This is a genomic window from Shewanella psychrotolerans (genome assembly GCF_019457595.1).
Lineage (GTDB): Bacteria > Pseudomonadota > Gammaproteobacteria > Enterobacterales > Shewanellaceae > Shewanella > Shewanella psychrotolerans.
This window is the reverse complement of record NZ_CP080419.1, coordinates 205991-230251: the sequence shown is the minus strand read 5'-3', so window position 1 is coordinate 230251 and position 24261 is coordinate 205991. Positions and strand designations below refer to the sequence as shown.

At 43.9% G+C, this 24261-nt stretch carries 23 protein-coding genes, 1 other RNA gene and 1 pseudogene; 9 read left to right on the top strand and 16 right to left on the bottom strand.

Features of this window, described 5'->3' with window-relative positions; genetic code table 11:
- Nucleotides 1-30: 30 nt before the first annotated feature.
- Entirely contained in the window at nt 31-690 is a 660-nt protein-coding gene (locus K0I62_RS01125) for a response regulator (protein WP_220069740.1), read from the top strand.
- On the top strand, nt 690-2069 hold the full coding sequence (locus K0I62_RS01120; RefSeq protein ID WP_220069739.1) for a sensor histidine kinase: 1380 nt from the start codon (nt 690-692) through the stop codon (nt 2067-2069). The genes K0I62_RS01125 and K0I62_RS01120 overlap by 1 nt, the downstream gene beginning before the upstream one ends.
- A 59-nt stretch (nt 2070-2128) precedes the next feature.
- On the opposite strand, the gene K0I62_RS01115 is transcribed toward K0I62_RS01120, so the two are convergent.
- From K0I62_RS01115 to rsmI, 3 genes are all read right to left on the bottom strand, one after another.
- Nucleotides 2129-3646, bottom strand: coding sequence for a diguanylate cyclase domain-containing protein (locus K0I62_RS01115; protein WP_220069738.1), 1518 nt, complete (start codon nt 3644-3646; stop codon nt 2129-2131).
- Between the two features lie 445 nt (nt 3647-4091).
- Nucleotides 4092-4437, bottom strand: an RNA gene (gene rnpB, locus K0I62_RS01110) — RNase P RNA component class A.
- Between the two features lie 85 nt (nt 4438-4522).
- Nucleotides 4523-5365 carry a 16S rRNA (cytidine(1402)-2'-O)-methyltransferase gene (gene rsmI / locus K0I62_RS01105; protein WP_220071237.1) on the bottom strand — a complete coding sequence of 281 codons (843 nt, stop codon included), beginning with the start codon at nt 5363-5365 and terminating at the stop codon, nt 4523-4525.
- A gap of 88 nt (nt 5366-5453) precedes the next feature.
- Between rsmI and K0I62_RS01100 the strand changes: the two genes are divergently transcribed.
- The 4 genes from K0I62_RS01100 (at nt 5454) to dolP (ending at nt 8873) form a co-directional block, all read left to right on the top strand.
- Nucleotides 5454-7304: a penicillin-binding protein activator gene (locus K0I62_RS01100; protein WP_220069737.1), complete on the top strand. Its 1851-nt coding sequence runs from the start codon at nt 5454-5456 to the stop codon at nt 7302-7304.
- A complete protein-coding gene (locus K0I62_RS01095) occupies nt 7301-7645 on the top strand; it encodes a YraN family protein (protein ID WP_220069736.1) in 345 nt (114 codons plus the stop codon). The genes K0I62_RS01100 and K0I62_RS01095 overlap by 4 nt, the downstream gene beginning before the upstream one ends.
- 68 nt (nt 7646-7713) lie before the next feature.
- Nucleotides 7714-8307 carry a phosphoheptose isomerase gene (locus K0I62_RS01090; protein WP_220062731.1) on the top strand — a complete coding sequence of 198 codons (594 nt, stop codon included), beginning with the start codon at nt 7714-7716 and terminating at the stop codon, nt 8305-8307.
- On the top strand, nt 8304-8873 hold the full coding sequence (gene dolP, locus K0I62_RS01085) for a division/outer membrane stress-associated lipid-binding lipoprotein (RefSeq protein WP_220069735.1): 570 nt from the start codon (nt 8304-8306) through the stop codon (nt 8871-8873). The genes K0I62_RS01090 and dolP overlap by 4 nt, the downstream gene beginning before the upstream one ends.
- 20 nt (nt 8874-8893) lie before the next feature.
- On the opposite strand, the pseudogene K0I62_RS19165 reads toward dolP, so the two are convergent.
- From K0I62_RS19165 to rpe, 4 genes and pseudogenes are all read right to left on the bottom strand, one after another.
- Nucleotides 8894-9103 (bottom strand): annotated as a pseudogene (locus tag K0I62_RS19165) (DMT family transporter); the annotation flags it as partial.
- A gap of 199 nt (nt 9104-9302) precedes the next feature.
- Nucleotides 9303-10301, bottom strand: a complete 999-nt coding sequence (gene trpS, locus K0I62_RS01080; protein ID WP_220069734.1) for a tryptophan--tRNA ligase — start codon at nt 10299-10301, stop codon at nt 9303-9305.
- Between the two features lie 5 nt (nt 10302-10306).
- Nucleotides 10307-11005, bottom strand: coding sequence for a phosphoglycolate phosphatase (locus K0I62_RS01075; RefSeq protein WP_220069733.1), 699 nt, complete (start codon nt 11003-11005; stop codon nt 10307-10309).
- Entirely contained in the window at nt 11002-11682 is a 681-nt protein-coding gene (gene rpe / locus K0I62_RS01070) for a ribulose-phosphate 3-epimerase (RefSeq protein WP_220069732.1), read from the bottom strand. The genes K0I62_RS01075 and rpe overlap by 4 nt, the downstream gene beginning before the upstream one ends.
- 213 nt (nt 11683-11895) lie before the next feature.
- On the opposite strand from rpe, the gene K0I62_RS01065 reads away from it, so the two are divergent.
- Together K0I62_RS01065 and K0I62_RS01060 are read left to right on the top strand one after the other, a co-directional pair.
- Nucleotides 11896-12243 (top strand): hypothetical protein, encoded by a 348-nt coding sequence (locus tag K0I62_RS01065; protein WP_220069731.1) that lies wholly within the window; start codon nt 11896-11898, stop codon nt 12241-12243.
- A complete protein-coding gene (locus K0I62_RS01060; RefSeq protein ID WP_220069730.1) occupies nt 12209-12427 on the top strand; it encodes a DUF2970 domain-containing protein in 219 nt (72 codons plus the stop codon). The genes K0I62_RS01065 and K0I62_RS01060 overlap by 35 nt, the downstream gene beginning before the upstream one ends.
- Here the strand turns inward: K0I62_RS01060 and K0I62_RS01055 are convergent.
- From K0I62_RS01055 to K0I62_RS01015, 9 genes are all read right to left on the bottom strand, one after another.
- Nucleotides 12424-13263: a Dam family site-specific DNA-(adenine-N6)-methyltransferase gene (locus tag K0I62_RS01055; protein ID WP_220069729.1), complete on the bottom strand. Its 840-nt coding sequence runs from the start codon at nt 13261-13263 to the stop codon at nt 12424-12426. The two genes, K0I62_RS01060 and K0I62_RS01055, sit on opposite strands and share 4 nt — an antisense overlap.
- A 52-nt stretch (nt 13264-13315) precedes the next feature.
- Complete coding sequence (locus K0I62_RS01050; RefSeq protein WP_220069728.1) at nt 13316-14743, bottom strand: AAA family ATPase; 1428 nt, start codon at nt 14741-14743, stop codon at nt 13316-13318.
- A gap of 18 nt (nt 14744-14761) precedes the next feature.
- Nucleotides 14762-15838, bottom strand: coding sequence for a 3-dehydroquinate synthase (aroB, locus tag K0I62_RS01045; protein WP_220069727.1), 1077 nt, complete (start codon nt 15836-15838; stop codon nt 14762-14764).
- 15 nt (nt 15839-15853) lie between these two features.
- Nucleotides 15854-16369 carry a shikimate kinase AroK gene (gene aroK / locus K0I62_RS01040; protein WP_220062721.1) on the bottom strand — a complete coding sequence of 172 codons (516 nt, stop codon included), beginning with the start codon at nt 16367-16369 and terminating at the stop codon, nt 15854-15856.
- Between the two features lie 215 nt (nt 16370-16584).
- Nucleotides 16585-18636: a type IV pilus secretin PilQ gene (locus tag K0I62_RS01035; RefSeq protein WP_220069726.1), complete on the bottom strand. Its 2052-nt coding sequence runs from the start codon at nt 18634-18636 to the stop codon at nt 16585-16587.
- 21 nt (nt 18637-18657) lie between these two features.
- On the bottom strand, nt 18658-19173 hold the full coding sequence (locus K0I62_RS01030) for a pilus assembly protein PilP (protein ID WP_220069725.1): 516 nt from the start codon (nt 19171-19173) through the stop codon (nt 18658-18660).
- A complete protein-coding gene (locus tag K0I62_RS01025; RefSeq protein WP_220069724.1) occupies nt 19170-19793 on the bottom strand; it encodes a type IV pilus inner membrane component PilO in 624 nt (207 codons plus the stop codon). Before K0I62_RS01025 ends, K0I62_RS01030 begins: the two co-directional genes overlap by 4 nt.
- Nucleotides 19790-20371: a PilN domain-containing protein gene (locus K0I62_RS01020; protein WP_220069723.1), complete on the bottom strand. Its 582-nt coding sequence runs from the start codon at nt 20369-20371 to the stop codon at nt 19790-19792. Before K0I62_RS01020 ends, K0I62_RS01025 begins: the two co-directional genes overlap by 4 nt.
- Nucleotides 20359-21438 (bottom strand): pilus assembly protein PilM, encoded by a 1080-nt coding sequence (locus K0I62_RS01015; RefSeq protein WP_220069722.1) that lies wholly within the window; start codon nt 21436-21438, stop codon nt 20359-20361. Before K0I62_RS01015 ends, K0I62_RS01020 begins: the two co-directional genes overlap by 13 nt.
- Nucleotides 21439-21622: 184 nt before the next feature.
- On the opposite strand from K0I62_RS01015, the gene K0I62_RS01010 reads away from it, so the two are divergent.
- Nucleotides 21623-24154 carry a penicillin-binding protein 1A gene (locus K0I62_RS01010; RefSeq protein WP_220069721.1) on the top strand — a complete coding sequence of 844 codons (2532 nt, stop codon included), beginning with the start codon at nt 21623-21625 and terminating at the stop codon, nt 24152-24154.
- Nucleotides 24155-24261 lie beyond the last annotated feature (107 nt).

Here is a 24261-nt window from a genome sequence, read left to right as displayed (position 1 = left end):
ATCACTGGCTCCAGATTATGTAGGACACATATGCGCATACTGCTCGTCGAAGATAATGACTTACTCGCCCAAGGGATCTGCCTAAGCTTAGATAAATTGGGGATGCAAGTCGATCACCTCAGTACCTATCAGCAAGCCGCAAATGCAGTCCACAATGAAACCTTTAGTGCCATAGTGCTCGACCTCGGACTCCCCGATGGCAATGGTATTGATCTCCTTAAACAGTGGCGGCAGCAAGGCCTATCTATCCCCACTATCGTCCTGACGGCCAACACAGACTTCGATACCAAACTAGATTGCCTCGACATTGGCGCTGATGATTACCTCAGTAAGCCTTTCGATATAAGAGAACTAGCCGCGCGCATTCGCGCCATTGTGCGTCGCCAACATGGGCGTGATAACAATGTGCTCAATGTAGGTGCATTAGATATCAACCTCTCCACCCGAGAGGTATTATTTCGTGGTCACTCAATTGTACTATCTCGCCGTGAATACCAGCTACTGCACGAGCTAGCCCAATCCAGTGGTCGTGTATTAACCAGACAACAACTCGAACAATTAACCTATGGATGGGAAGAGGTCGGCAGTAACTCTATCGAGGTGCATATCCACCACCTACGCAAAAAAACCGCCAATGAGCTGATTAAAACCGTACGCGGCATTGGTTACACATTAATGGAAATAGAATAATGTACTCACTGCGTCTCATGCTCACCCTGCTGATGCTATGCGGTATTGGCTTATCTGTCGGGCTATCGAGCTGGATGAGCACCTCTGATTCCTCAGCCCAGATAGAGGAGCTATTTGATGCTCAACTGTTGCAAACAGCCAAGACACTGGAGCTATTTTACCACTATGAGATCACCGCCAGTAAAACGAAGTCGTTAACCGAAAAAGCTCTCGTATTACATATTGAAGACAGTAACATTGAATCATTTGCAGAAAAATCAGATGCACTAAAACTGGCCTATGAACACAAGCTGGCTTTCCAAGTGTGGTCCGTCGATCACCAAGCGTTAATGCGATCTGACAACATTCCGAAAACCCCATTAACTGACTTTAAACAGGGATACCATCTGCTCGAGCGTGACGGGCAATTATGGCATGTCTTTAGCTATTTTTCGGTAGCCAATAATATCTGGCTCATCACGGCACAACAGGATGAAGTTCGCGGTGAACTAGTGTCGCAAATTATGGGGAATGCCTTTGAGGCGCCCCTGTTGGTTGTGCCACTAATCTTAATGGCCATCTTGTTGCTCTCGTATTGGCTATTTAAACCACTCAAAGCCCTTGAACGATCGCTGAGTCAACGTAAAGCCCATGACCTCACAACCATTGCGATGCAATTACCGAGCGAGCTTAAACCAGTACAAACCGCGCTAAACCTCTATATCAATCGCTGCGCAAGCGCCATTGTAAGAGAGCGACGCTTTAGTGCCGATGCAGCCCATGAGTTGAAAACGCCACTGTCAGTGATTAAATTGCACCAAGATGGCTTGAAAGAACTGATCCCAAGTTCAAATCAGGCAAACTTGCATCTCAATGCTATCGATACGGGTGTAGCACGTTTAAGCCATACGGTAGAACAACTGCTATTACTGGCCAGAGTCGACTCCATAGAGGAGTTAGATTTGGAACGCTGTAATGTTCAATCAATGGTTGAAGCTGCGCTGAATCAGTTAATGCCAGGAATTGCCGATTTCGAATGGGATATTAATATTCCGCCAAAGCTGAGCCTACAAGGCAATCATTTCTATCTCGAGCTCGTACTAAGAAATATTATTGAAAATGCCTGTAAATACAGCCCTAAAGAATCTCTCATCTCTATCAGCGCAATAGCAAAGCAAAATAGTGTAGAGATCAATATTACTGATAGTGGCAAAGGCATGACCAAAGCCCAGATGGACAATGCCATTGAGCGCTTCTACCGAGTGAACGAAAACGAAGGTACAGGTGCAGGCTTAGGATTATCGATTTGTCATCATATTGTGGAGCTGCATCGCGGTAAACTGAACTTAACCTCATGCCCCCAAGCAGGACTCACGGTTACCATCAGCTTACCCGCCTAGAGCCAAAAAGACTGAAGGTGCCAGCCAAGATCACACAGTATTTCTGACAACGACTAAGGTTAGTTGGCAAAAGCGTAATTATTTTTACCTTGCCTTTTAACCTGATACATCGCCTTATCGGCCATTTTAACCAAGGTCTCTGCATCATCACTATCTTGAGGATAAAAGGCGATCCCAATACTGGCGGAGATAGTGACCTCCGCATCATCATAAATAAAAGGCTGAGCCAATAGATTAACAATATGCTCAGCAACTAACTTCACCGCAGCTTGGCTCTCGACTTCTGTGCATAAAATTAAAAACTCATCACCGCCAATACGCCCAACAATATCAATATCGCGAACGCTGCAACTCAGACGCCGAGTCGCTTCGATTAACAACTGGTCACCGGCATCATGCCCAAACGAATCATTGATCGCCTTAAAACCATCTAAATCAACAAACAGCACAGCACAGTTTTTAGCATGCTCAGATCGCAAGACATTGCTCAGGCTTTGCATAAAAAAAGTCCTGGAGGGTAGCCCTGTTAATCCATCGTGATTAGCTAAGTGGTGGATCCGCTCTTTGGCCTCTTTTAGCGCTGAGATATCTTCTTTAACAGCCACAAAATGACTAATGTGACCATTACGCTGCTTCACTGGCGCAATAGAGGCTATCTCCCAAAAAAACTCACCATTTTTCTTACGATTATGAAATTCGCCACGCCACGTATCTCCAGAGGAGATCGTCTGCCATAATCTTGAATATTCACTAGCGTCCATTTCACCTGATTGTAACACACGAGGATTTTGTCCCATCAGTTCTTCTGAGCTATAACCCGTTTTATCGATAAAGGCTGGGTTTACATATTTAATCGCACCAACTTTATCAGTAATAACAATGGATGATGCCGACTGCTCAATTGCTAAAGAGACTATGCGTAATCTCGCCTCTAATACCGAATAACTTAATAAGACCAGCGAAATAGCAATTCCACCAATAATAAACACGCTGCTTAATAAAACGATGCTTGAAGTCACGCTCGGATCTAGAAATCCAGTATATGAAGCAGAAAAGAGTGCAATAATGCCGCGGCTGCCATGGGATAAACCAAATAGACCAAACATAAACGCAACCGCATACCCTGCGGTGCGCCATGGAGCGTCCTTTTCCGCCAGTAACGTTTTCACAACCATGGTACATATAATGAAAAAGGCTGCGCTGAGCACAGCGATTCTAATATTAAGGTTATTATCGATATAGTAGAAATAACAAAACAACAGCGACATCAGCAGCGGAAAACTAATATCAAATAGCCCTAAGGGTTCACGACCAGTAAAAATACGTATGCCACGATAAATAAGTAAGAAACCAACAACATAAAAAGTGTTAGCGATAACCAAGGAGAGAAATTCTGGCAGAGAGCCACGGCCAAAAAGCAGCACACTAGCCAACGCAATACAAGACATGCCCGATGCCCAAAAGCCAGATCCATTACGCTTGTTTTGTGCTCGCCACAACGAAATTAACGCCACGGCGGAGCCGATTGAAATAAGCGCAATGACGACGAGTAAAGTACGATTATCTAATATTTGCATAGAAACGGCATAAGACCATTTGCATCGTTGAACCCCTTTTTAACCCCTTGCAGGCTTTGCATCCATCGCAAAATGAGCAGTGACCTTTATCTGTATTTTATAATGTATCTATTTAGTGATAGTTAAACTATGGATGTTAACACAAAAAAGATCATTTAAACGTCACGATAAAGCATATACAGCTTTATTCTATTGCGCAGCAATAGTCTGCTGCTTATAACCTCTAGACGAATCCGACCCTCTACGCCATTTGGTCTCAACCCTTCAATGTTTTACCAACAAGGTCCATTGCTACCATTAACGCCGAATGAGTAATGGGTAATGAGCACGAGGAGAAGGAAAAGGAGAAGCAGGAGCTGAACAACACTAAGTATCGCTATTTTACGATACCGAGATAGCATAAACATAAAAGGCCTCACATCGCTGTGAGGCCTTCTAATTAAAGAGGTTGAGTTGGCCGATAAGCCGGGTCCTGTCGTGGACAGTTATTCATCTAGGCCTGCAATCGCTCACAGGCTCAAGCGACCTACCCGGTCCCAACGCGAGCAGCGCCATACGGGACCCTATTTGGTCTTGCTTCGGGTAGAGTTTACCTTGCAACGGACTATTACTAGCCGCCCGGTGCGCTCTTACCGCACCCTTTCACCCTTACCAATCCGAAGACTGGCGGTCTCCTCTCTGCTGCACTTGTCGTCGGTTCACACCGCCCAGGCGTTACCTGGTACCCTGCTCTTTGAAGCCCGGACTTTCCTCCCCGTTCTTGCGAACGCAGCAACTGTCTGGCCAACTCGGCGCGGATTATAGCCTAATGAGGCCAAGCGTACCACCTAATATTGGAAGCACTGTGGTCACAATGGCTTTCGCAACAAAATAGGGTTACAGACCCAGCTCTAAGCCAAACTTATATAAAGCATTTTTCTTCAAACCATGTATTTGTGCGGCGATGGCGGCCGCTTTTTTCAGCGGTAACTCCTCACTGAGCAGCTTGAGGGTATTTACCGCGACCGTTGGTATGCCTTGATCTTCGTCCACACGATGTCCGTGACACATGAGCACAATTTCACCTTTCTGCTGATTAGGATCTTGTTTGACGGTTTCTAATATTTCAGCAACAGGTCCTGACAGGAAGGTTTCGAATGTCTTAGTCACCTCTCTCGCCATGACAACATGACGATCCGCGCCTAATGCGGTCACGATAGATTCAAGGCTATGTACTATGCGATGAGGCGATTCATAAAAAATCAGTGTGCGAGGGTCTTCGGCGAGTTCGGTTAATTTATCCAAACGCCCTTTCTCTTTAGCAGGTAAAAAACCTTCAAACGAAAAACGATCTGACGGCAAACCCGATGCACTCAGGGCGGTAATGGCCGCACAAGGACCCGGCAGCGGGATCACGTTATAACCCGCCTCACGCACTTGAGAAACTAAGTGATAACCTGGATCAGATATTAACGGTGTCCCCGCATCGGAGATCAATGCTACCGCCTCTCCATTAGACAATTTCTGAATGATCCATTGGGCGCGATCTCTTTCATTGTGATCATGCAGCGCAGTTTTACGGGTTTCGATACCAAAATGGCTAAGAAGTTTGCCACTATGGCGAGTATCTTCACAGGCGATAAGTGATACCTGATTCAACACCTCGATAGCGCGGCTGCTGATGTCTCCAAGGTTACCGATTGGAGTTGGAACAATGTAAAGTGCGACCGACAGGTCCATATCTACCTCTGTAATGATTGTCACAAGACTTTCGTCAAGCGGAAGAGAAGGTTAAACTACAGACAGCATCTTACCAGAGTGAAGTCCTGTGTTAAAAAGCCTGAATACAACTAAATTTATCTCAATCGCGATTTTATCAACTGTTTTATTCGGTTGTGCCACGCAAACAGCGCCCGTAAAAGAGGCCGATAGCCAAGTGTCTTTGGTGACTGCCCCGTTAAGTGGCTCACAATATCTAGCCGATGCCGCGCAGGCAAAGTCGAGCGAACAGCGTGACAGATTGATGCTTCTTGCCGCCCATGCCTTTATAAATCAAGGCGATACATCTAATTCGACCAAGACACTCGCATCGATAAAAAGCAACTTGACTCAAAAACCAGAACTAGTTGCAGAACATAAATACTTAACAGCTCGGGTGTTAGAGTTAACCTCAACCTATGATGATGCCTTAGCTCAACTGAATTATCCTAGCCAATGGCGTTTAGCCGATTGGCAAATGGTCTCGTACTACCAGTTAAAAGCGCGATTATACCAACTCACCAAGCAACCTATTGAACAAGCAAGGCAGCTCAGTCTACTCAGTAAGCATCTTCCGACGGCAGAAGCTAACGAAGTAAGCGATCAGATCTGGCGTATACTACAACCGCTACACGAACAAACTTTACTCTCGTTTAGTCAAGATACTAGCAATCCGATTTTTTCAGGCTGGTTGCAGCTGGCGTATATCGCGAAGCATTATGCCATAGACCCTCAGATCCTAGTGCAACATTTAGGAAATTGGCAGCATGATAACCCTCGCCATCCTGGTGCGATAAAATTACCGACCGATCTCGAAAGAGCGATTAATGCTAAGCCCTATAAGCCAAAGAACATAGCGGTACTGCTGCCACTCACAGGCCCAAGAGCCGCTATCGCTAACACGGTGAAACAAGGGATTATCTCGAGTTACTTCGCTAATCCAGACGACTCTGTCTCAGTGAACTTTTACGATTCGGCCATTGGTGCAGACCTAGCCTATCAACAAGCCATTGATGCTGGTGCGGAGTTTATTATCGGCCCGCTGCTGCAGTCTGAAGTCGAAACGCTGTTACAAGCACAACAGAGCCATTTTTCAGCAACATCCGACGATAAAAAACAGGTCATTCCTCAGCTGTTCCTCAATAATGCCGACAACATAACGCCAAATCAGGATCAGTTTTTCTTTGCACTTTCTCCTATAGATGAAGCCATCGATGCCGCGCAAAAGCTGTTTAACGATGGAATCACGACACCACTGTTGCTGGCCAGTAATGATAGTATTGGTCAACGAATGGCAGAGTCATTTAACCAAAAATGGCAATCTCTTACTCAACAAACCGCTGAAGTGCATTTTTATAACAGTGGTGACGAAATGAAAGTAACGGTGCAGAAGTCTCTCGGCGTTTTGGACAGTAAAGAGCGAATTGCGCGCATCAAAGCACTATTAGGCAGCAAAATTGAAGCCGATTTTAGATCTCGCCGTGATATCGATGCAATTTACATGATAGCCAATAACCAAGATTTACCGCTGCTTAAGCCATTTATCGATGTGAATTTCAGTGTATTTGCCGAACCCGTGCCGCTGTACACCACCAGTCGCAGCCGTATAGAAAGTAACTCAAGAGCCTCTGCCCAAGAGCTCAATAATTTAACCATTAGTGATATCCCTTGGTTACTTCAGAACAATAGCGAAACCGCTGAAGTTGAGCAGCTTTGGCCCACTTGGAGCAATAGTCAGAAACGTCTCTATATCATGGGGTACGATGCACTTGAACTGGTGAGTAAACTTGCCCAGATGCGTGCGCTTCCAGGCTATCAATATTCAGGACGTAGCGGACTGCTTTCTGCCTCGCCCAATGGTACTATTAACCGTCAGCTAAGCTGGGGTCGCTATCAACGTGGGAACCTGCGACCAATATGACGCAGCCAAAGCACCTCAGCCTAGGGCAGCAAGCTGAAGACAATGCACTTGCCTATTTGGAACAACAGGGGCTTAAGCTTGTCGAGCGTAATGTGCGCTATCCATTTGGTGAAATTGACCTCATAATGATGCAAGGTCAAAAATGGATTTTTATTGAAGTTAAGTATCGCCAATCTAAACAATTTGGCGGCGCAATACAGGCGATTAGCAAAGGCAAGATTGATAGGTTACGCCGAGCGGCGAGCCATTATATGCAACGACACAATATTGATGCTCAATGTCGCTTCGATGTCGTTGCAATAGATGCTAGTGAAATTAATTGGATCACCGATGCATTTTAGTGATCTTTAAGCCTCGCTGATACCACTTGAGGCTGGTTAACAAAGTTTTCATTCTTAAGGATACATCCATGTTAGAACGCATTAAAGACAGCTTTACTCACTCGATCCAAACTAAGATCGATGCTGCCGAAGCCTTACCAGAGGCCATTGAGAAAGCAGCAGAGATGATGGTGCAATGCCTATTAAGCGGTAATAAAATTCTGGCCTGTGGTAATGGTGGTAGCGCGGGTGATGCACAACATTTCTCTGCCGAACTGCTAAATCGTTACGAAATCGAACGTCCACCTTTGCCGGCGATCGCCTTAACAACCGATACATCGACGATCACGGCAATTGGCAATGACTATAGCTATGATGAGATTTTTTCTAAGCAGATATTGGCCCTAGGGCAACCAGGTGACATCCTGCTTGCCATCTCCACCAGCGGTAACTCTGGCAACGTAATCAAGGCAATGGAAGCCGCTCTAAGCCGCGATATGACCATAGTGGCGCTCACGGGTAAAGATGGTGGTGCTATGGCAGGCCTAATGGGCGTAAATGATGTCGAGGTACGAGTGCCTTCCAATGTGACCGCTCGCATTCAAGAAGTTCATTTATTGGTTATTCACTGTCTTTGTGACAATATCGATCGCACCCTTTTCCCACAGGACGAGCAAGCATGAGAGCTCTGCTCCCATTAATTGCGATAGTGTTAATGCTGCAAGGCTGCGCTGGTGCCGTAATGGTCGGCGCTGTTGGCGGTGCCATGATGCTCAATGATGAACGCAGCTTTTCAACCCAGCTAGACGATACCAATGCTGATTTCCAAATATCGAGTGCCCTTGCCGCTCATGAAGATATTAAAAATCAAACCAATATCACAGGTGTCGCCATGAATGGTAATGTGCTCATGATAGGGCAAGCGCCAAACTCCATGTTGCGCGATAAGGCGATAAACACGGTGAAAGGCTTAAACCTTGGCGGCAAAATCCATAACCAGATCCGCATTGGCAATCCGATCTCTTTTACCACTCGCAGCAACGACACTTGGGTTACCACTAAGGTGAAAACCCGCATGCTCAATGATAAAGAGTTAGATGTGACCCGCATAAAAGTGATCACCGAAAACGGTGAAGTTTTTTTACTTGGGGTTGTCACTCGAGACCAGGCTGATTTAGCTGTGGAGATCGCTCGCAACACGGCTGGTGTCAGGAAAGTGATTAAAGTACTCGATACGCCAAGCTCATAATGGTGCTTGGCTTATTTGCTTTATAACTGCTGCAACGCAAGCCTACGTTTTGCTATAGCTAATGTCACTTTAGGTAGCAGTAACGACGGTAGCACAATTAATGCCGCCCCGAACCAGCTTAAAGCATCGAGCCATTCATCAAACTAGAGCCAGCCAAAGAACACGCAAAAAAGCAGTCCACTGTACTCGGAAGCGGCAATCTCTCCCGCTTGCGTCTTTGCTAATACCAATCAGTATAAGAAGTTGATCGACTCAGCGCTTTTGATGCTGTGTTAACCAGTTTGAGCCTAGTTCAACTATGCTCTTCACTGGTTGCAAACAACAAGGACGTTGTGAATGTCTTAATTGGTATTACCTTTATAGCGCGAGTCCAAGTTCCATAAAAAAAAAGCCAGCAAAGCTAGCTTTTTTAGCATTAAAGATAATGACTTAAACTAACAAACCAATCTTTTCATAAACCTTCTTCAGGGTCACTTCTGCACGTGCTTGTGCTTTTTCGGCACCTTCATGCATCACTTGATTGAGGAATGTTTGATCGGCTCTAAACTCTTTGAAGCGTGCTTGTAAAGGCTCAAGCATGCCAACGACGGCTTCGCCAGCTGCAACTTTTAGATGACCGTACATCTTGCCTTCAAAATCTTTTTCAATACTAGCAATACTTTGACCCGTCACACCTGACATCAAGCTAAGTAGGTTTGAAACACCAGGCTTATTTTCAACATCGAAACGTACCACAGGTGGCTCGTCACTATCGGTCATCGCTTTCTTGAGCTTTTTCAATACTGCTTTAGGATCTTCAAGCAGACCAATGACATTGTTACGGTTGTCATCTGACTTAGACATCTTCTTAAGCGGATCTTGCAACGACATCACCTTAGCACCGTGCTCCGGGATAAATGGCTCAGGAATGGTAAATGTCTCGCCATAGGCATTATTGAAGCGAGTCGCAATATCACGAGTCAGCTCAAGATGTTGTTTCTGATCTTGCCCTACAGGAATTTCATTAGCCTGATAAAGCAAAATATCGGCAGCCATCAATACAGGGTAGCCGAATAGGCCAACATTGATATTATTAGCATGCTTTTGCGACTTATCCTTAAACTGGGTCATACGGTTTAACTCACCCATTTGGGTGTAACAGTTAAGCGCCCACCCAAGTTGGGTATGCTGCGGTACCTGAGACTGAATAAATACCGTGCTCTTTTTCGGATCGACACCACACGCTAAATACAGCGCGAGCGTATCTAGACAAGCGTCACGCAATTTTGCAGGATCTTGGCGAACGGTAATAGCATGCAGATCAACAACGCAGTACAGGCAATCATGACTATCTTGCATAGCAACCCACTGACGTAACGCGCCCATATAGTTACCAATGGTTAATTCACCTGACGGCTGGGCACCGCTAAGAACGATAGGTTTAGTCATACGTTTTATTGCTCCAATACATTTTGACGATCTGTTATTTGCGCCAATACTTCGCTAAAGGTGTCACAGACGGCCGTTGGACCGCTGAGCCCAATATCTTCACCGTAGTTGTACCCATAGGTCAAGCCGATTGAGGCAATACCCGCCGCTTTAGCTGCAAAAATATCGTTTTTAGAGTCACCCACCATCAAAAGTTGCGACGGTAAAAGCTGCCACTCGGTTAACAGGTGAGTTAATGGCAGCGGATCGGGCTTCATCTTTTCGAGTGAATCCCCGCCAAGAACTAGGCTAAAGAGATGATCAATACCGAATGCCTCAAGCAAGGGGACGGTAAAACGATAAGGTTTATTAGTGACAATGGCCAGCTTGTGTCCTGCTTGAACTAACTGCTCAAGCGCAGCTTTAACACCATCATATAGCTTACTGTGACACTGAAGATGCTGTTCATAATGACGCATAAACACTGGCATCGCCATTTGTAACTCGGCATTTTCAATGTCTGTTGCTTTGGCAAAGGTCAGTGCACGCTCCATTAACTTTTCGGCGCCGTTTCCCACCCATGAGCGCACTTGCTCTTCTTGACAAATTGCTAGCCCTAACTCTTCGAGCGTGGCGTTGGTTGCGGCATGCAGATCAGGTACACTGTCAATTAATGTGCCGTCCAGATCAAAAGCGATTGCCTTTAGCTGTTTACCATTAATCATGAGTTTGCATCTACCTTAGCTAGCTCTTGACGCATCTCGTCAATAACGGCTTTATAATCGGGTTTATTGAAGATAGCTGACCCCGCGACAAACATATCGGCACCAGCAGCGGCTATTTCGGCAATATTATCAACCTTTACACCACCATCAACTTCTAAGCGGATATCGAAGCCACTTGCATCGATACGCTCGCGCACTTGGCGCAGTTTATCTAGCGTCGCAGGAATAAATGACTGGCCACCAAATCCAGGATTAACCGACATCAATAAGATCACATCAAGCTTATCCATTACATAATCTAAGTAGTGCAGTGGAGTACCTGGATTAAATACCAACCCAGCCTTACAGCCAGACTCTTTTATCAATTGCAAGCTTCTATCAATATGTTCAGATGCTTCAGGGTGGAAGGTAATGATAGAGGCTCCAGCTTCGGCAAAATCCGGAATAATACGATCAACGGGCTTAACCATTAGATGCACGTCGATATCAGCAGTTACGCCGTAATCTCGCAGCGCCTTACAAACCATAGGGCCAATGGTTAAATTTGGAACATAATGATTGTCCATCACATCAAAATGAACAACATCCGCACCAGCACTGAGCACGGCATCAACATCTTCCCCTAAACGGGCAAAATCAGCAGATAAAATTGAAGGAGCAATTAAAAATGGGCGCATGGCAAACTCGCTAGTATGGATAACAAATACGCTATTCTACCTTATTGGCGTATTGCCACTCTAGGACTTATCCAATATAAACCCATGCACAACCTCAGAAATGAGCAAATTTCACTGTCTGTAAATTTGAACGCAGAAAACATGTTCAAAATATAAACGTATTTGCTATAATGCCTTCAATTGTATGGGTTGCTTATTCAACAGGATATTGGAATGAAAGACAGGACAAAGCTTTCTGCTAGCATGAAATCAGCTGTGATGCTGGCGATTGCGGCCGTAGCTGTTGGGATGACAGCCTTAAGCGTGACGAGTCTTTCGGATAACAGCACATCAGTTGCCTGCGTATGTGATGGCAATACTAATTACAATCCTACATTACCCGCCAACCACCCAAACAACCGCTGTGCTCAACAGGGCGATAATGTTAGCTGGGGAAACTGGCTTACAGGTAAAAGTCGCTCTAGTCAGTTTCATTTTCTCGATTTGTTAGAGTTACTTCACGGTCATCATGAAAGACCGATAGACGATGTTAATCCAACGAGCCAGCAAAATCGCTACTAGACGGCAATCTCTATTTCGATTGCTATTATCGACAATAGCAGCGTTTTTTGGTGTGCAAACTGAGCGTAATCGTCACAGAGACTTTCAATCACGCTCTCCAATCCCGTTCATCATTATGGGAATCCTTATTGCAATTGTATTAGTTATATCTCTGATATTTATTGTAAAACTAGTTTTAGCTTAATCATTCTCGCTGTGGTATCTATCATCATACAGCGCCATCAACTCATCAACTTTTTTACGTCCACTACCATTTTGGCTTATATTGCGCTGCACCTGAATAGTATCAAAACGTGCACCATGATATAGCTCTCGAGTTAGCGCAATATCGTGGTTACTGATCAAGACAGGAATACCTCGGTCTATCGCTGTATGGCGCGCCTTTCGAGCAAGTAACGCCTGATCATCTAAGCTAAAACCTGAACCGACATAGGTGGTAAAACTTGAAGTCGTCGATAGAGGTGCATATGGAGGATCGCAATAAACCACATCTCCCGCCTTGGTTAAATCAAATGCCTGTTCGTAACCAATACATTGAAATTCAGCATTTTGCGCTTTTTCAGCAAAACCCATTATCTCATCGTGGGGGAAATAGGGCTTTTTATATGAGCCAAAAGGCACATTAAACCCGCCTTTCTTATTGTATCGACATAAGCCATTAAAGCCGTGACGATTCATATAAAGGAAGTACACCGAACGCAGAAATGGATCTGATGTCTGATTGAATTCTCGACGAACTTGGTAATAAGCCTCTTTGTCGTTCTTCACATCAACAAACATGGCTTTAGCCGCAGTAATATATTTTTCGGGAGTGTCTTGGACGATCTGATACAGATTGATCAAATCTTGGTTGATATCACACAATAAATAACGCTTATAGCGCGTATTTAGGAATACCGAACCTGCGCCGACAAAAGGCTCGACGAGTCTATCGCCTTGGGGAAGGTGTTGCGTAAGCGCATCAACCAGTTTAAATTTTCCGCCAGCCCATTTAAGAAAGGCTCTCTGTTTTTTAATCATCTAAATCGATTGGGTGCGCAGTGAAAACAAGTAGCCGATTGTACTCTGTTTATTATTGAATTTCACGATTAGGTAGCTCTTGTTGTAACTGATATTGAGATAAATCTGCCCACATGCGTAACCAAGGTAACTGAAGCCCCATCTCTTGTTGCAGCCGCTTGGCTTCATTTCTAGCCTGCTCTTGTGACTCATACTGCCCATATAAGATAACCCAGCGCTGCTTATATCTAGCCACCTGCATCTCTTTGGTTGACTCCAATTTATCTATAATTTCGTCTAACGACTCGAGTTTCTTAACACTAGCGAGTTGCAACGTATAACCTGAACTCGGATGCTCCACACTAACTGATGTGGATGGCTTATCTTCGACGACCCCAAGCTGGCTCGCTTTCTCTGTCGGTAATTCGCTAGCAGTAACAGCGAAGACCTCAACATTATCCGCTCTATTTTCTTCATTAATAACTGAAGCGTTTTTATTCGATGGTTTATCAAGACCTTGCTGTTTATTAGCAGCATCATTTAACGCTAAATCAGCATTTCCATCGACCTCACTTTTATTGTCGATGTCGATGGCTTCAACACCTACTGGTTCTATAATGGCCCATTGTTGGCGCTGTGAAAAATAGGGAAATAGCAAAGCCTCACCATAAGCGTAGTTATCCTGGCTCGCTCGTACCGACGAGACTGTCTGTTCAGGAGTAAAGTGAGACGAATCATCATCGGCAATAATAAAATACCCAACAAGAGCAATGAAAAAAAGAGTAATAGTGACGATAGAAAACAATAACCAAGGGCTAGACTTAACCTTTTCAGGTTTACCGTGTAACGCTAAATAAAGCAGTGTAACCACTTCACTAGGTAAGCCTTGCTGCTGTTGCAACTGATCTCGAACGATATCTCTGGGTGTAAAAGGTGTTTGTTCACTTCGATGTAGTAACGAGTAATACAGCGCTTCTCTTTCAACATCGGGCAGGGGCTCAATTGCCATAGGCAATAGCAGTTGATGCTGACTTTCAGGTAATTGAGTTAACAGTTCAGATAAGAAAGAACTGGGAGCCGTTAAGGTTAAGGAGATACTTTTCCCCGTCAACAACATTTGACTCAAGATAATACATTCAGCCCACACCTCAAGCGGCAGATAATGGGCATCATCTATTACGATATGAGAACTGGTAGGTAAAGAATCAGAGAGTTCAACAAGGGTTTCAGGTAGAGTCACTTCATCATCAAACAAAGGATCAGATAGTAATTGAACCAATATTTTACGGCGAATTTCTGCACTTTCGGCGTGTTGCGGACAAGTAACTAATGCTGAACTAACACCCTCTAATTCATCGACAAGAGCGGTGACGATAGTTGTTTTCCCTGCGCCCTCATCCCCCGTCAAAACAGTTAACTGCTGACCATATAACACCACATGCTGCAGACGATGCAGTAAGGATTCTTGGCTAGGTAATAATATTGATGCTTGAAAAGTCACGGAGTCACCACACAAATGCTAAGCGCGGCCGATAACCTCTTCCAAAAGTGATTCAGGGACTTCGCTATAAATACCTGCTTGGCCTAAACCCTCAGGTAATACCAAACGAAGCTTGCCTTGTAACACTTTCTTATCTCGCCGCATATGCTTGATGAACTGGTCAAAATTCATCGATTCTGGAGCCTCTACAGGTAAATCAAATGCTTCAAATATCGTAATGATACGACAAACAATTGACTCATCAATCAAGGCCATCTTATATGCAGTTTGTGCAGCAAGGACTGTGCCGACAGCGACAGCTTCACCATGGAGCCAAACGCCATAACCCATTTCGGCCTCGATAGCATGACCAAATGTATGGCCCAGATTAAGCAGCGCTCTGACACTTTGCTCGGTTTCATCCTGAGCAACCACATCGGCTTTTATCTGGCAGCAACGAGCAATTGCATATTTTAAAGCAGACTCATCGAGTGACTTAAGCGCGTCGACATTATTTTCCAACCACTCAAAAAATGCTTGGTCCCAAATAATGCCGTACTTAATCACCTCAGCCATACCAGCAGCAAACTCTCTTGCGGGAAGAGTCGATAAACATACAGTATCGATCACCACAAGTTGTGGCTGATAAAACGCCCCAATCATGTTTTTACCCATAGGGTGATTGACCGCAGTTTTACCTCCAACAGAAGAGTCAACTTGGGATAAAAGCGTTGTGGGAACCTGAATGAAATCGACACCACGCTGATAGCAAGCTGCGGCAAATCCGGTCATATCACCAACGACACCACCGCCCAAAGCCAGCAATACAGTATCTCGCCCCATATTCTGCGACAGCAGTGAGGTAAAGATATCATCCATTTGTGTGAGAGTTTTGTACTTTTCACCGTCTGGCAAAATGACAGGTGTTGCACATAGGAGAGGATTCAATAGCGCCTGTACCTGTTCTAAGTACAAGGGCGCTACTGTATCATTAGTAACGATAAGAACTTTTTTATTCTGAAGACAACCTTCAAATAATTCGGGCTGTTTCAGTAGATTCGGGCCAATATAAATAGGGTAACTGCGTACACCAAGCTCAACCTGAATCTGCTCCATACTACCGCCTAATAATTAAAAACCTAACTGTTCAATAATTTGATTCGCAACAACTTTTGCACTTTGTTCATCGGTTTTAACGATAACATCGGCAATCTCTTCGTAAAGAGGGTTGCGTATTTCAGCAAGGCTTTCTAATACCTCACGAGGATCATCAACTTGCAGGAGTGGGCGACGCTTATCACGCTGCGTACGCGCTACCTGCTTATCGATGGTCGTTTCTAAATAAACCACAATACCTCGAGCAGAAAGATTATTACGAATATCTTTGCTCTGAATTGATCCGCCGCCGGTGGCTAAAACAATACCTTGTTTTTCAGTTAAATCAGCGACAACTTGTGTTTCGCGACGACGAAAACCCTCTTCGCCCTCAACGTCAAATACCCACGCAATGTCCGCACCTGTACGGTGTTCAATTTCTTGATCGGAATCGTGGAATTCTAAATGGAGCATCTGCGCCAGATGACGACCTATAGTGCTTTTACCAGCCCCCATAGGACCTACTAGGAAAATATTACGTTTTTCAGCCATTGCTTTACGTCTGAATCTTATATTAAGTTTGCCTACGCCGACCAGAAAATCAGGCCGACCTTAAATGTTACCTTGCTCTAATGAGACTTGACCACAGATTATCTCAGTTAACTCACCTTAAAGGCAAGAGAAGCGTGTAAATTCTATGAAATTATACTTTGCCACAAAAAAGCCAGCGCCGATGCGCTGGCTTCTTCTATATAAAAAATAGTGCCTTAGATATCTTCAGAGATAATTTTAGGTGTCACGAAAATCAACAACTCCTGACGCACATTTTGATCGGTAGTGTTTCTAAACAGATAACCTAGGAAAGGAATATCGCCTAAAACAGGAACTTTGCTGACTCGATTGATCAAATTCTGTGAATAAATCCCGCCCAGCACAATCGTCTCTCCATGATCCACCAGCACCTGAGTACCAATACGCTGTGTATCAATAGATACTGCTTGACCTAAAGGTGTAGAAACGACTTTACCTTGTGAATCTTGGGTAATTTCGAGATCCAGTATCACACGATTATCTGGAGTAATTTGTGGCGTCACACGGAGTGATAACACCGCTTTCTTAAACTGTACAGTTGCAGCACCACTAGAGGCCGATTCAACATAAGGGATCTCAACACCTTGCTCGATATAAGCGGCCTTTTGGTTCGATGTTGTGATACGAGGACTTGCGATGATTTCACCTTTATCTTCTTGCTCAAGCGCGCTTAATTCAAGATCTAATAGGGTACCATCGGCCAATTTGGCGACATGGAAAGCTAAACTGGCTGGATTTGACACTGCTGCAGGTAAATTGACATTAAGTCTGTCACCAATATCTGGAACTGTTCCGTTCGCAATGTCATTTGCACCTTCTAAGCTACCTGAAGTGCCTTTACTACCTTGTTGATCAGATATCCCCCATCTAATACCAAGATTCTCAGAAACATCATCCTTAACCGTCACCATACGAGCTTCGATCAATACCTGGCGAATCGGAATATCTAGTACTTCAATCAAACGATGAATATTTTCAAGACTTTCTTCAGTATCTTTAACCAATAACGTATTGGTTCTATCATCTACTGCAACTGTGCCACGAGCAGAAAGCAGACTTGAATCTTCGCCCTTGAGCAACGCAGATATATCTGTCGCCTTGGCATAGTTAATTTGCAAATATTCTGAGTACAACGGAGCAAGCTCTTTAACTTCTTGCTGGTTTTTTAGCTCCTGGCTTTCCCGTATCGCCAACTCTTCAGCGGGAGCCACCATCAAGATATTTCCTTCGATACGCTTATCTAACCCCTTAGTCTGTAAAATAAGATCTAGGGCTTGATCCCAAGGCACATCGTCGAGTCTAAGAGTAATATCACCTTCAACGGTGTCACTGGTAACTAAGTTAAAGTTGTTATAATCGGCAATGATCTGCAACACCGTTCTAACTGAAATACTTTGGAAGTTAAGTGACAGCGAACGCCCATCATATTTTTTCTCTTCCTTTACAACGGTCGCCCTTTCAGCCTGTTTAATACTTAGGCGAAATAGATCACCCTCTTGCTTATAGTTGTATTCATACTGACCAGCTATATCAACTAAAACTCGAGTTGTCAGCTCATCTTTAAACGTCTCAAAGCTCTTAACTGGCGTCGCAAAATCTTGTACATCCATGACATACAGTAAGTCAGAAGCGATATCTGTGTTATATAGTTTTAGCTCCAACTTCGCGCCAACTTGTTCGACATTAGCGGCGACGGATGCATTATTTAACTTAACCAGTAATTCACCACCACCATTTGCTAAACGACGGAAATCTATCGCTTTAACACCATTAACAAAAGGGTTTACCGCACTATCATTTCTATTGGCAACTTCATCGTTAATAGTTAGTCGATAAGTATTACCGAGCACCTTACCTTGATAAGCTTTAACTTTAGCCAAATCCACCAGCACTTTTAATTGTTCGTTATGTTGTGAGGTCGTGAGTGATTTGACACCGACATTATTGATGGGCAGTACATCTTTTTCTAACCCTGACAAGCTATCGTCGAAGTCTAAAATAATTTGGGCAGGTGAAGCATTTAAGTTTATTCGAGGTTCATTAATGCTCTCCTCAAATACCAGTTGCAATTCAAGCTGATGATCGACAACTGAGTGATATTTAACATCCACTAAGCGGTTAGCAGCAGAAGAATACGGTGCCACACCTAATATTAAAGCCAAACCCAAAGCAGCCTTTAAAAAAGGTGACATATTTAATAATGCGTTTTTCGCGGCAGAAGATTCCATTATTCCCTCATCCTTCGCTTGTTATTCACCAGTTAGTTCCATGTTGCTCACTCTTTCAGTCCAGCAACCTGTTCCATCTGGAATTAATTCAACTATTTCGACCGTTTGCGGTGTTACTTTAGCAATTCGACCATGATAAAGACCTAAATATTCACCGACACCCAAACGATAAACACTTTCATCATTTGTTTCGATTAATGCCCAGATAGTTTGGCTCTCACTTAAAGTGCCTCGCATTTTGAGATTATCTAATGCGTACGTTTCTAAACGTCCTTTACGTCGCTTTAAGTCCGGTTGCAGACAGTCTTTCGTTGTATCAACAACTTCTTCCGTTAACTCCCGAGATGGCGGTACAAAAGGACTTCGCATTAAATTAGCTTGATAAGCAAAATGTTCAAATTTAGGCGTTTCTTTTAAAGGTGGAACATGAGCAACATGCTGAGCTTTAGTCGTTGTAACAAATAGCTCTAAATCACTTCTATCTCCCACACAACCAGTCAGGAGAATACTCAAGACTAACAAAGATAACTTCTTCATTTCTTAGCCCCCTTTGTATTCTTCTCAGCAGGTAACTGTGCCCCCTCTTTAAAACGATAAGTCTTGGCTAGAATTTCCATCGCCAAACTACCTTTATCGCTTCTTTTAATAACAAAATCATGCAAGCTAACAATTCGAGGTAATTTCGCGACTTCACTCACCAACTGTCCCATCTCATGATATTCGCCAGTAACGGCCATACTAATGGGAAACTCAATATAGAAGTCTCGCTGAATTTCCTCTTGCCACTCTAAGCTCTGTATACCTAAACCTGAATCCGTCGCAACAAATGTAAGGTCGTCTAACAATCCCGGCATCTCATTTTGCGATGGCAACATTTTTAGAAGCTCGGCAAACTGCACTTCCATGACCGCTAGTTGCTCTCGATACAATTTAAGGTTAGCTGCTAATTGATATTTCGCTTTAAAATCATCTCGCAAGGTGACTTCTTTATTTTGTTCGACGTTTAAGGTATCGATTGCATCAGAAACAAACAAGAAATAACTGGCAATAAAAATTAGGATTGCTAAAAAGAGCGCGAATACGGTCTTTACTTGAGCAGGCCAACCACCGATATTTTCAAAATCGATATCATTAAATTGACTTAGGTCGAGTTTCATTTGCTCGCTCCTTCAACAGCCTGATTGCTGTCTACACTCTCGTCACCAATAGAAACTCGTAAACTAAATCGTTGTAGTTGGCGCATTTCGTCATTTTGAGAAACAATCGAACGCATATTGGGGTCATGTAGCCATAAAGAAGATTTGACCTTACGCATCATGTTCGCGACATTATTATTTGATTCACTGCGCCCTTCAATCCAAAGTAAACTGCCCTTTTTCTCAATGCTAGAAAGGTATATTCCAGGCGGCACTATGCGTACCAGCTCATCTAAAACATGAGTAGGTAAATTTCGAGCCTGCTGTAAATTCAGAATAATCTCGGTTCGGCGCTCAATATCTTTCTTACGTTCACGTATTAATTTAATTTCAGCAATCTGCTTTTCTAATAATTGAATTTCAGACTGAAGATAAGCATTTCTGCCGCGTTGCTCTTCGAGCATCATATCAATAGCGGTAAGCGCTAAATAAACGATTATTGATGCACCAATAAAAACAGCTGCCAATATCCCAAGATAATCACGTTTCTGCTTTTCTCGAGCCTCTTCCCGCCAAGGTAATAGGTTTATGTTCGCCATTGAGAGTAACTCCTCAGCGCTAATCCACACGCAACCATGTATTTATTAATATTGGGTTGCAGATGAGTTTTTACCTCTTCATCAGCATGCAAACAGCCTAAGAACGGATCAGCTATGGTGGCGTGAACACCGAGTTCATTGGTCAATAGATTTGCCATGCCTTCGAGCTTAGAGGTGCCACCGCATAACACGATATGATCAACTTTATCTCTACCACTTGAAGTGCAGTAAATCTGCAACGTTCTTTTTATTTGTTGTAATAACTGTGTCTGAAAGGGCGATAACACTTCAAACATATAGTTACGAGGCAGATCGCCTTCAAGTTTGGCCTTTTCAGCCTGCTCATGGGACATACCATAAAATGACAAAATAGACTGAGTAAACTGCTCACCACCAAAAGCCTGCTCTCTAATAAAGGTCGTATCCCCTTTTTCAACAACCGCAAATGTGGTCATATTGGCACCGATATCAACTAAGGCGACAATTTTATTTTCAGCACCATCAGGCAATTGTGATGCAATAAGTTCAAATGAACGACCTAAAGCGTAACCTTCAACATCGACCACTTTTGTCTCTAGGTTAATCTCGTCGAGACTATCGACTCGAGCATCAATATTTTCAGTTCGACATGCACTGAGCAGTACATCCACTTTAGAAGCGTCGGTACTGTTAACATTGAGGGTTTCGAAATCGATACTCACCTCATCGAGTGAATATGGAATGAGATTATCAGCCTCAATCTCAATCTGAGTTTCCATCTCCTCTTCACTCAACGCAGCATCCATATAAATAACTTTGGTCATCACAGCTGAGCCAGAAACCGCAGCTGCTGCATATTTAACCGTTTTAGGTAATGCACGCTTAATCAACTTTAACGACTCTAAAACGGCATCAACATCTCGTATTTCATGATCATTGACAGCGCCCTTTTTCACCGGCGCTGATGCATGACTCAATATTTTATAACCATCAGCAGTCTTACTCAGCAGTATTGCTTTTATTTCATGGGAACCAATATCGATCCCAACCATCTGCGGAGCCTGACGCTTCCATAAATTTGAAAGCATAGTCAATTGTCACTTTTGTTATAGTTTCAGGAATTAGATTAGCACAAAATCAACTCGTTATAGATATTTGTACAAAATGTTTATAACTTTTACAATTGCCATTTTTTTGACAACCATTTTTACTTCACCAATAGCCACTCGCCTTATATACTGTTGTGCCTGCTATATTTATTGGAATAATCTAGTGAAGTGGTTCAAACGTATTACCATCGCTCTATTTAGCCTAGCTCTTTTAGGGATTGGTGCAATTGCTGCGGCATATTTTTATGTGCTTCCAGAACTCCCCGATGTAACCACTCTAAAAACGGTTAAATTACAAACACCTCTACGTATTTATAGCGCTGATGGAAAATTGATTTCTCAGTTTGGTGAAAAACGTCGTATTCCCGTTGAATATGAACAAGTTCCATCACAACTTATCAACGCTGTACTTGACACTGAAGATGCGCGTTTCTTTGAACACAAAGGGATAGATCCGATAGGCATCATTCGTGCTGCGGTTATTCTAGCTACAACGGGAAAAAAGAGCCAAGGTGCCAGTACCATCACCCAGCAGGTTGCTCGCGGTTTTTTCCTCTCTAGAGAAAAAACTTATATTCGAAAAATCAAAGAGATATTTTTAGCGCTTAAGATAGAAAAGGCCCTGAGCAAGAAAGAGATCTTAACCCTCTATCTCAACCGCTCATTTTTAGGTAATCGCGCCTACGGTGTTGGTGCTGCTGCACAAGTTTATTACGGTAAAGAGCTCGAACAGCTTACTTTACCAGAAATGGCAATGATCGCTGGATTGCCACAAGCACCGTCAGCAGCAAACCCAATTAGAAACCCAGCCAGAGCCATGAATCGACGCAACTGGGTACTTAGCAGAATGCTGGAAAAGGAAAATATTACCGAGGCAGAATATCAAGAAGCGATTACGGCTCCTATCACCGCTAAATATCATGGCGCTGAAATCGAACTATATGCGCCATATATCTCAGAGATGGCTCGAGACTATATGGTTGATAAGTTCGGTGAAGAGGAAGCCTACACAGGTGGTTATAACGTCTATACAACCATTGATTCAACGCTACAGCAGTATGCTCAACAAGCTCTGCGAGATAATGTTTATGCCTATGATGAAAGGCATGGATACCGCGGTCCTACTAAGGTGCTGTGGGAGTCACAACCTCCAGAAACAAAAGACATTATCGCTAAACTCAACGCCACCCAGGGTTTTCAAGGGTTAGAACCTGCTGCGGTTATGTCTGTAGCAGAGCAGAGTGCACAAGTGCTTACCGATAAAGGTGAACTAATCACGCTTGAGTGGGAAGGCCTCAACTGGGCAAGAAAATTCATTTCCAATCAACGTCAGGGGCGCGCGCCAAAACTCGCCGCTGATGTGGTTACGGCTGGTGAACAAATTTGGATCAGGCACAATGGCAATATATGGCAACTGGCACAGATTCCTCAGGTCGCAAGCGCTATCGTGTCGCTTGATCCCCACAATGGTTCAATCAAAACCTTGGTTGGCGGCTATAGTTTCCATACCAGCCAATATAACCGTGTAACTCAAGCTAAACGTCAGCTTGGATCGAATATTAAACCATTCATTTATACGGCGGCATTAGAAAAAGGCTATACGCTCGCCACTCTCATTAATAATGCGCCGATCAACAATGCCGATATAAGCCAAGGTACAGCATGGCGTCCAAAGAACTCACCAGATAGATATACAGGCCCAACCCGTTTACGAGTTGGCTTAGCCCAGTCAATTAACGTTATGTCTGTACGAGCGATGCGTTATACAGGCTTGGATACCGCTATTGATACGCTGGTAAAATTTGGTTTCGATAGAGCAGATCTCCCCAAAAACGAATCTCTTGCGCTAGGCTCCGCATCGGTGACACCGCTGCAAGTGGTCACTGCATTTTCAGTATTTGCCAACGGGGGTTATAAGGTGGAACCTTATTTCATCGACCATGTTGAAAATGCTTATCAACAAATTATTGAACAGGCAAATCCCACTCTCGCCTGTACTCCTGTAACTGTTGAACCACCTAAAGCAGATCCATTTGCAGCAATGGCCAATGAGTTTCCAGAACAGACGCAAACTACAGCTGAAGCTAGCGACAATAACTGTTCAATTGATGCTCGCCATGGTGAGCGAGTCATTTCAGAGCAAACCGCTTTTCTCATCACCGAAGCACTAAAAAGTGTTATCTGGGGCGGCGGTGATTGGAGTAAAGGTACAGGCTGGAACGGCACCGCGTGGCGAGCTGCACGCGTCGTTAATCGCCGCGATATCGCGGGTAAAACGGGGACGACTAACGAATCGAGAGATACTTGGTTTAGTGGTTTTAATCCCAAATTAGCGACAACTGTATGGGTTGGTTTTGATGATCATAGTCAGGAACTTGGCCGCACGGCTTGGAACACTAATGGCGCAAAAGATCAGATATCGGGGGCTGAAGCGGGTGCTAAAACCGCAGGTCCTGGCTGGAACGAATTTATGAAAAATGCGCTAGCTGGTACTCCACAAACTCCGACTCAACCACCAGAAGGAATTGTATCTGCTCGGATAGATTTAGCCACTGGCAAACTTAGCCGTAAAACCGATCATACTAGTGCCTTTGAATACTTCATTAGCGGTACAGAACCTGAAGAGTTCGTCACCCAACCAGAAGAACAGGGAGATATATTTATTGATGACCCAGTTGAAGAGTTATTTCAATAATGATGACTGCATCAATGACATTTTATGAGCAGTTCAAGCCCCTTGATGAAGCGTGATAACCAAGAGTAAAACCAGCTTATTGGGGTGTTTTACAGCCAAATTCAAAC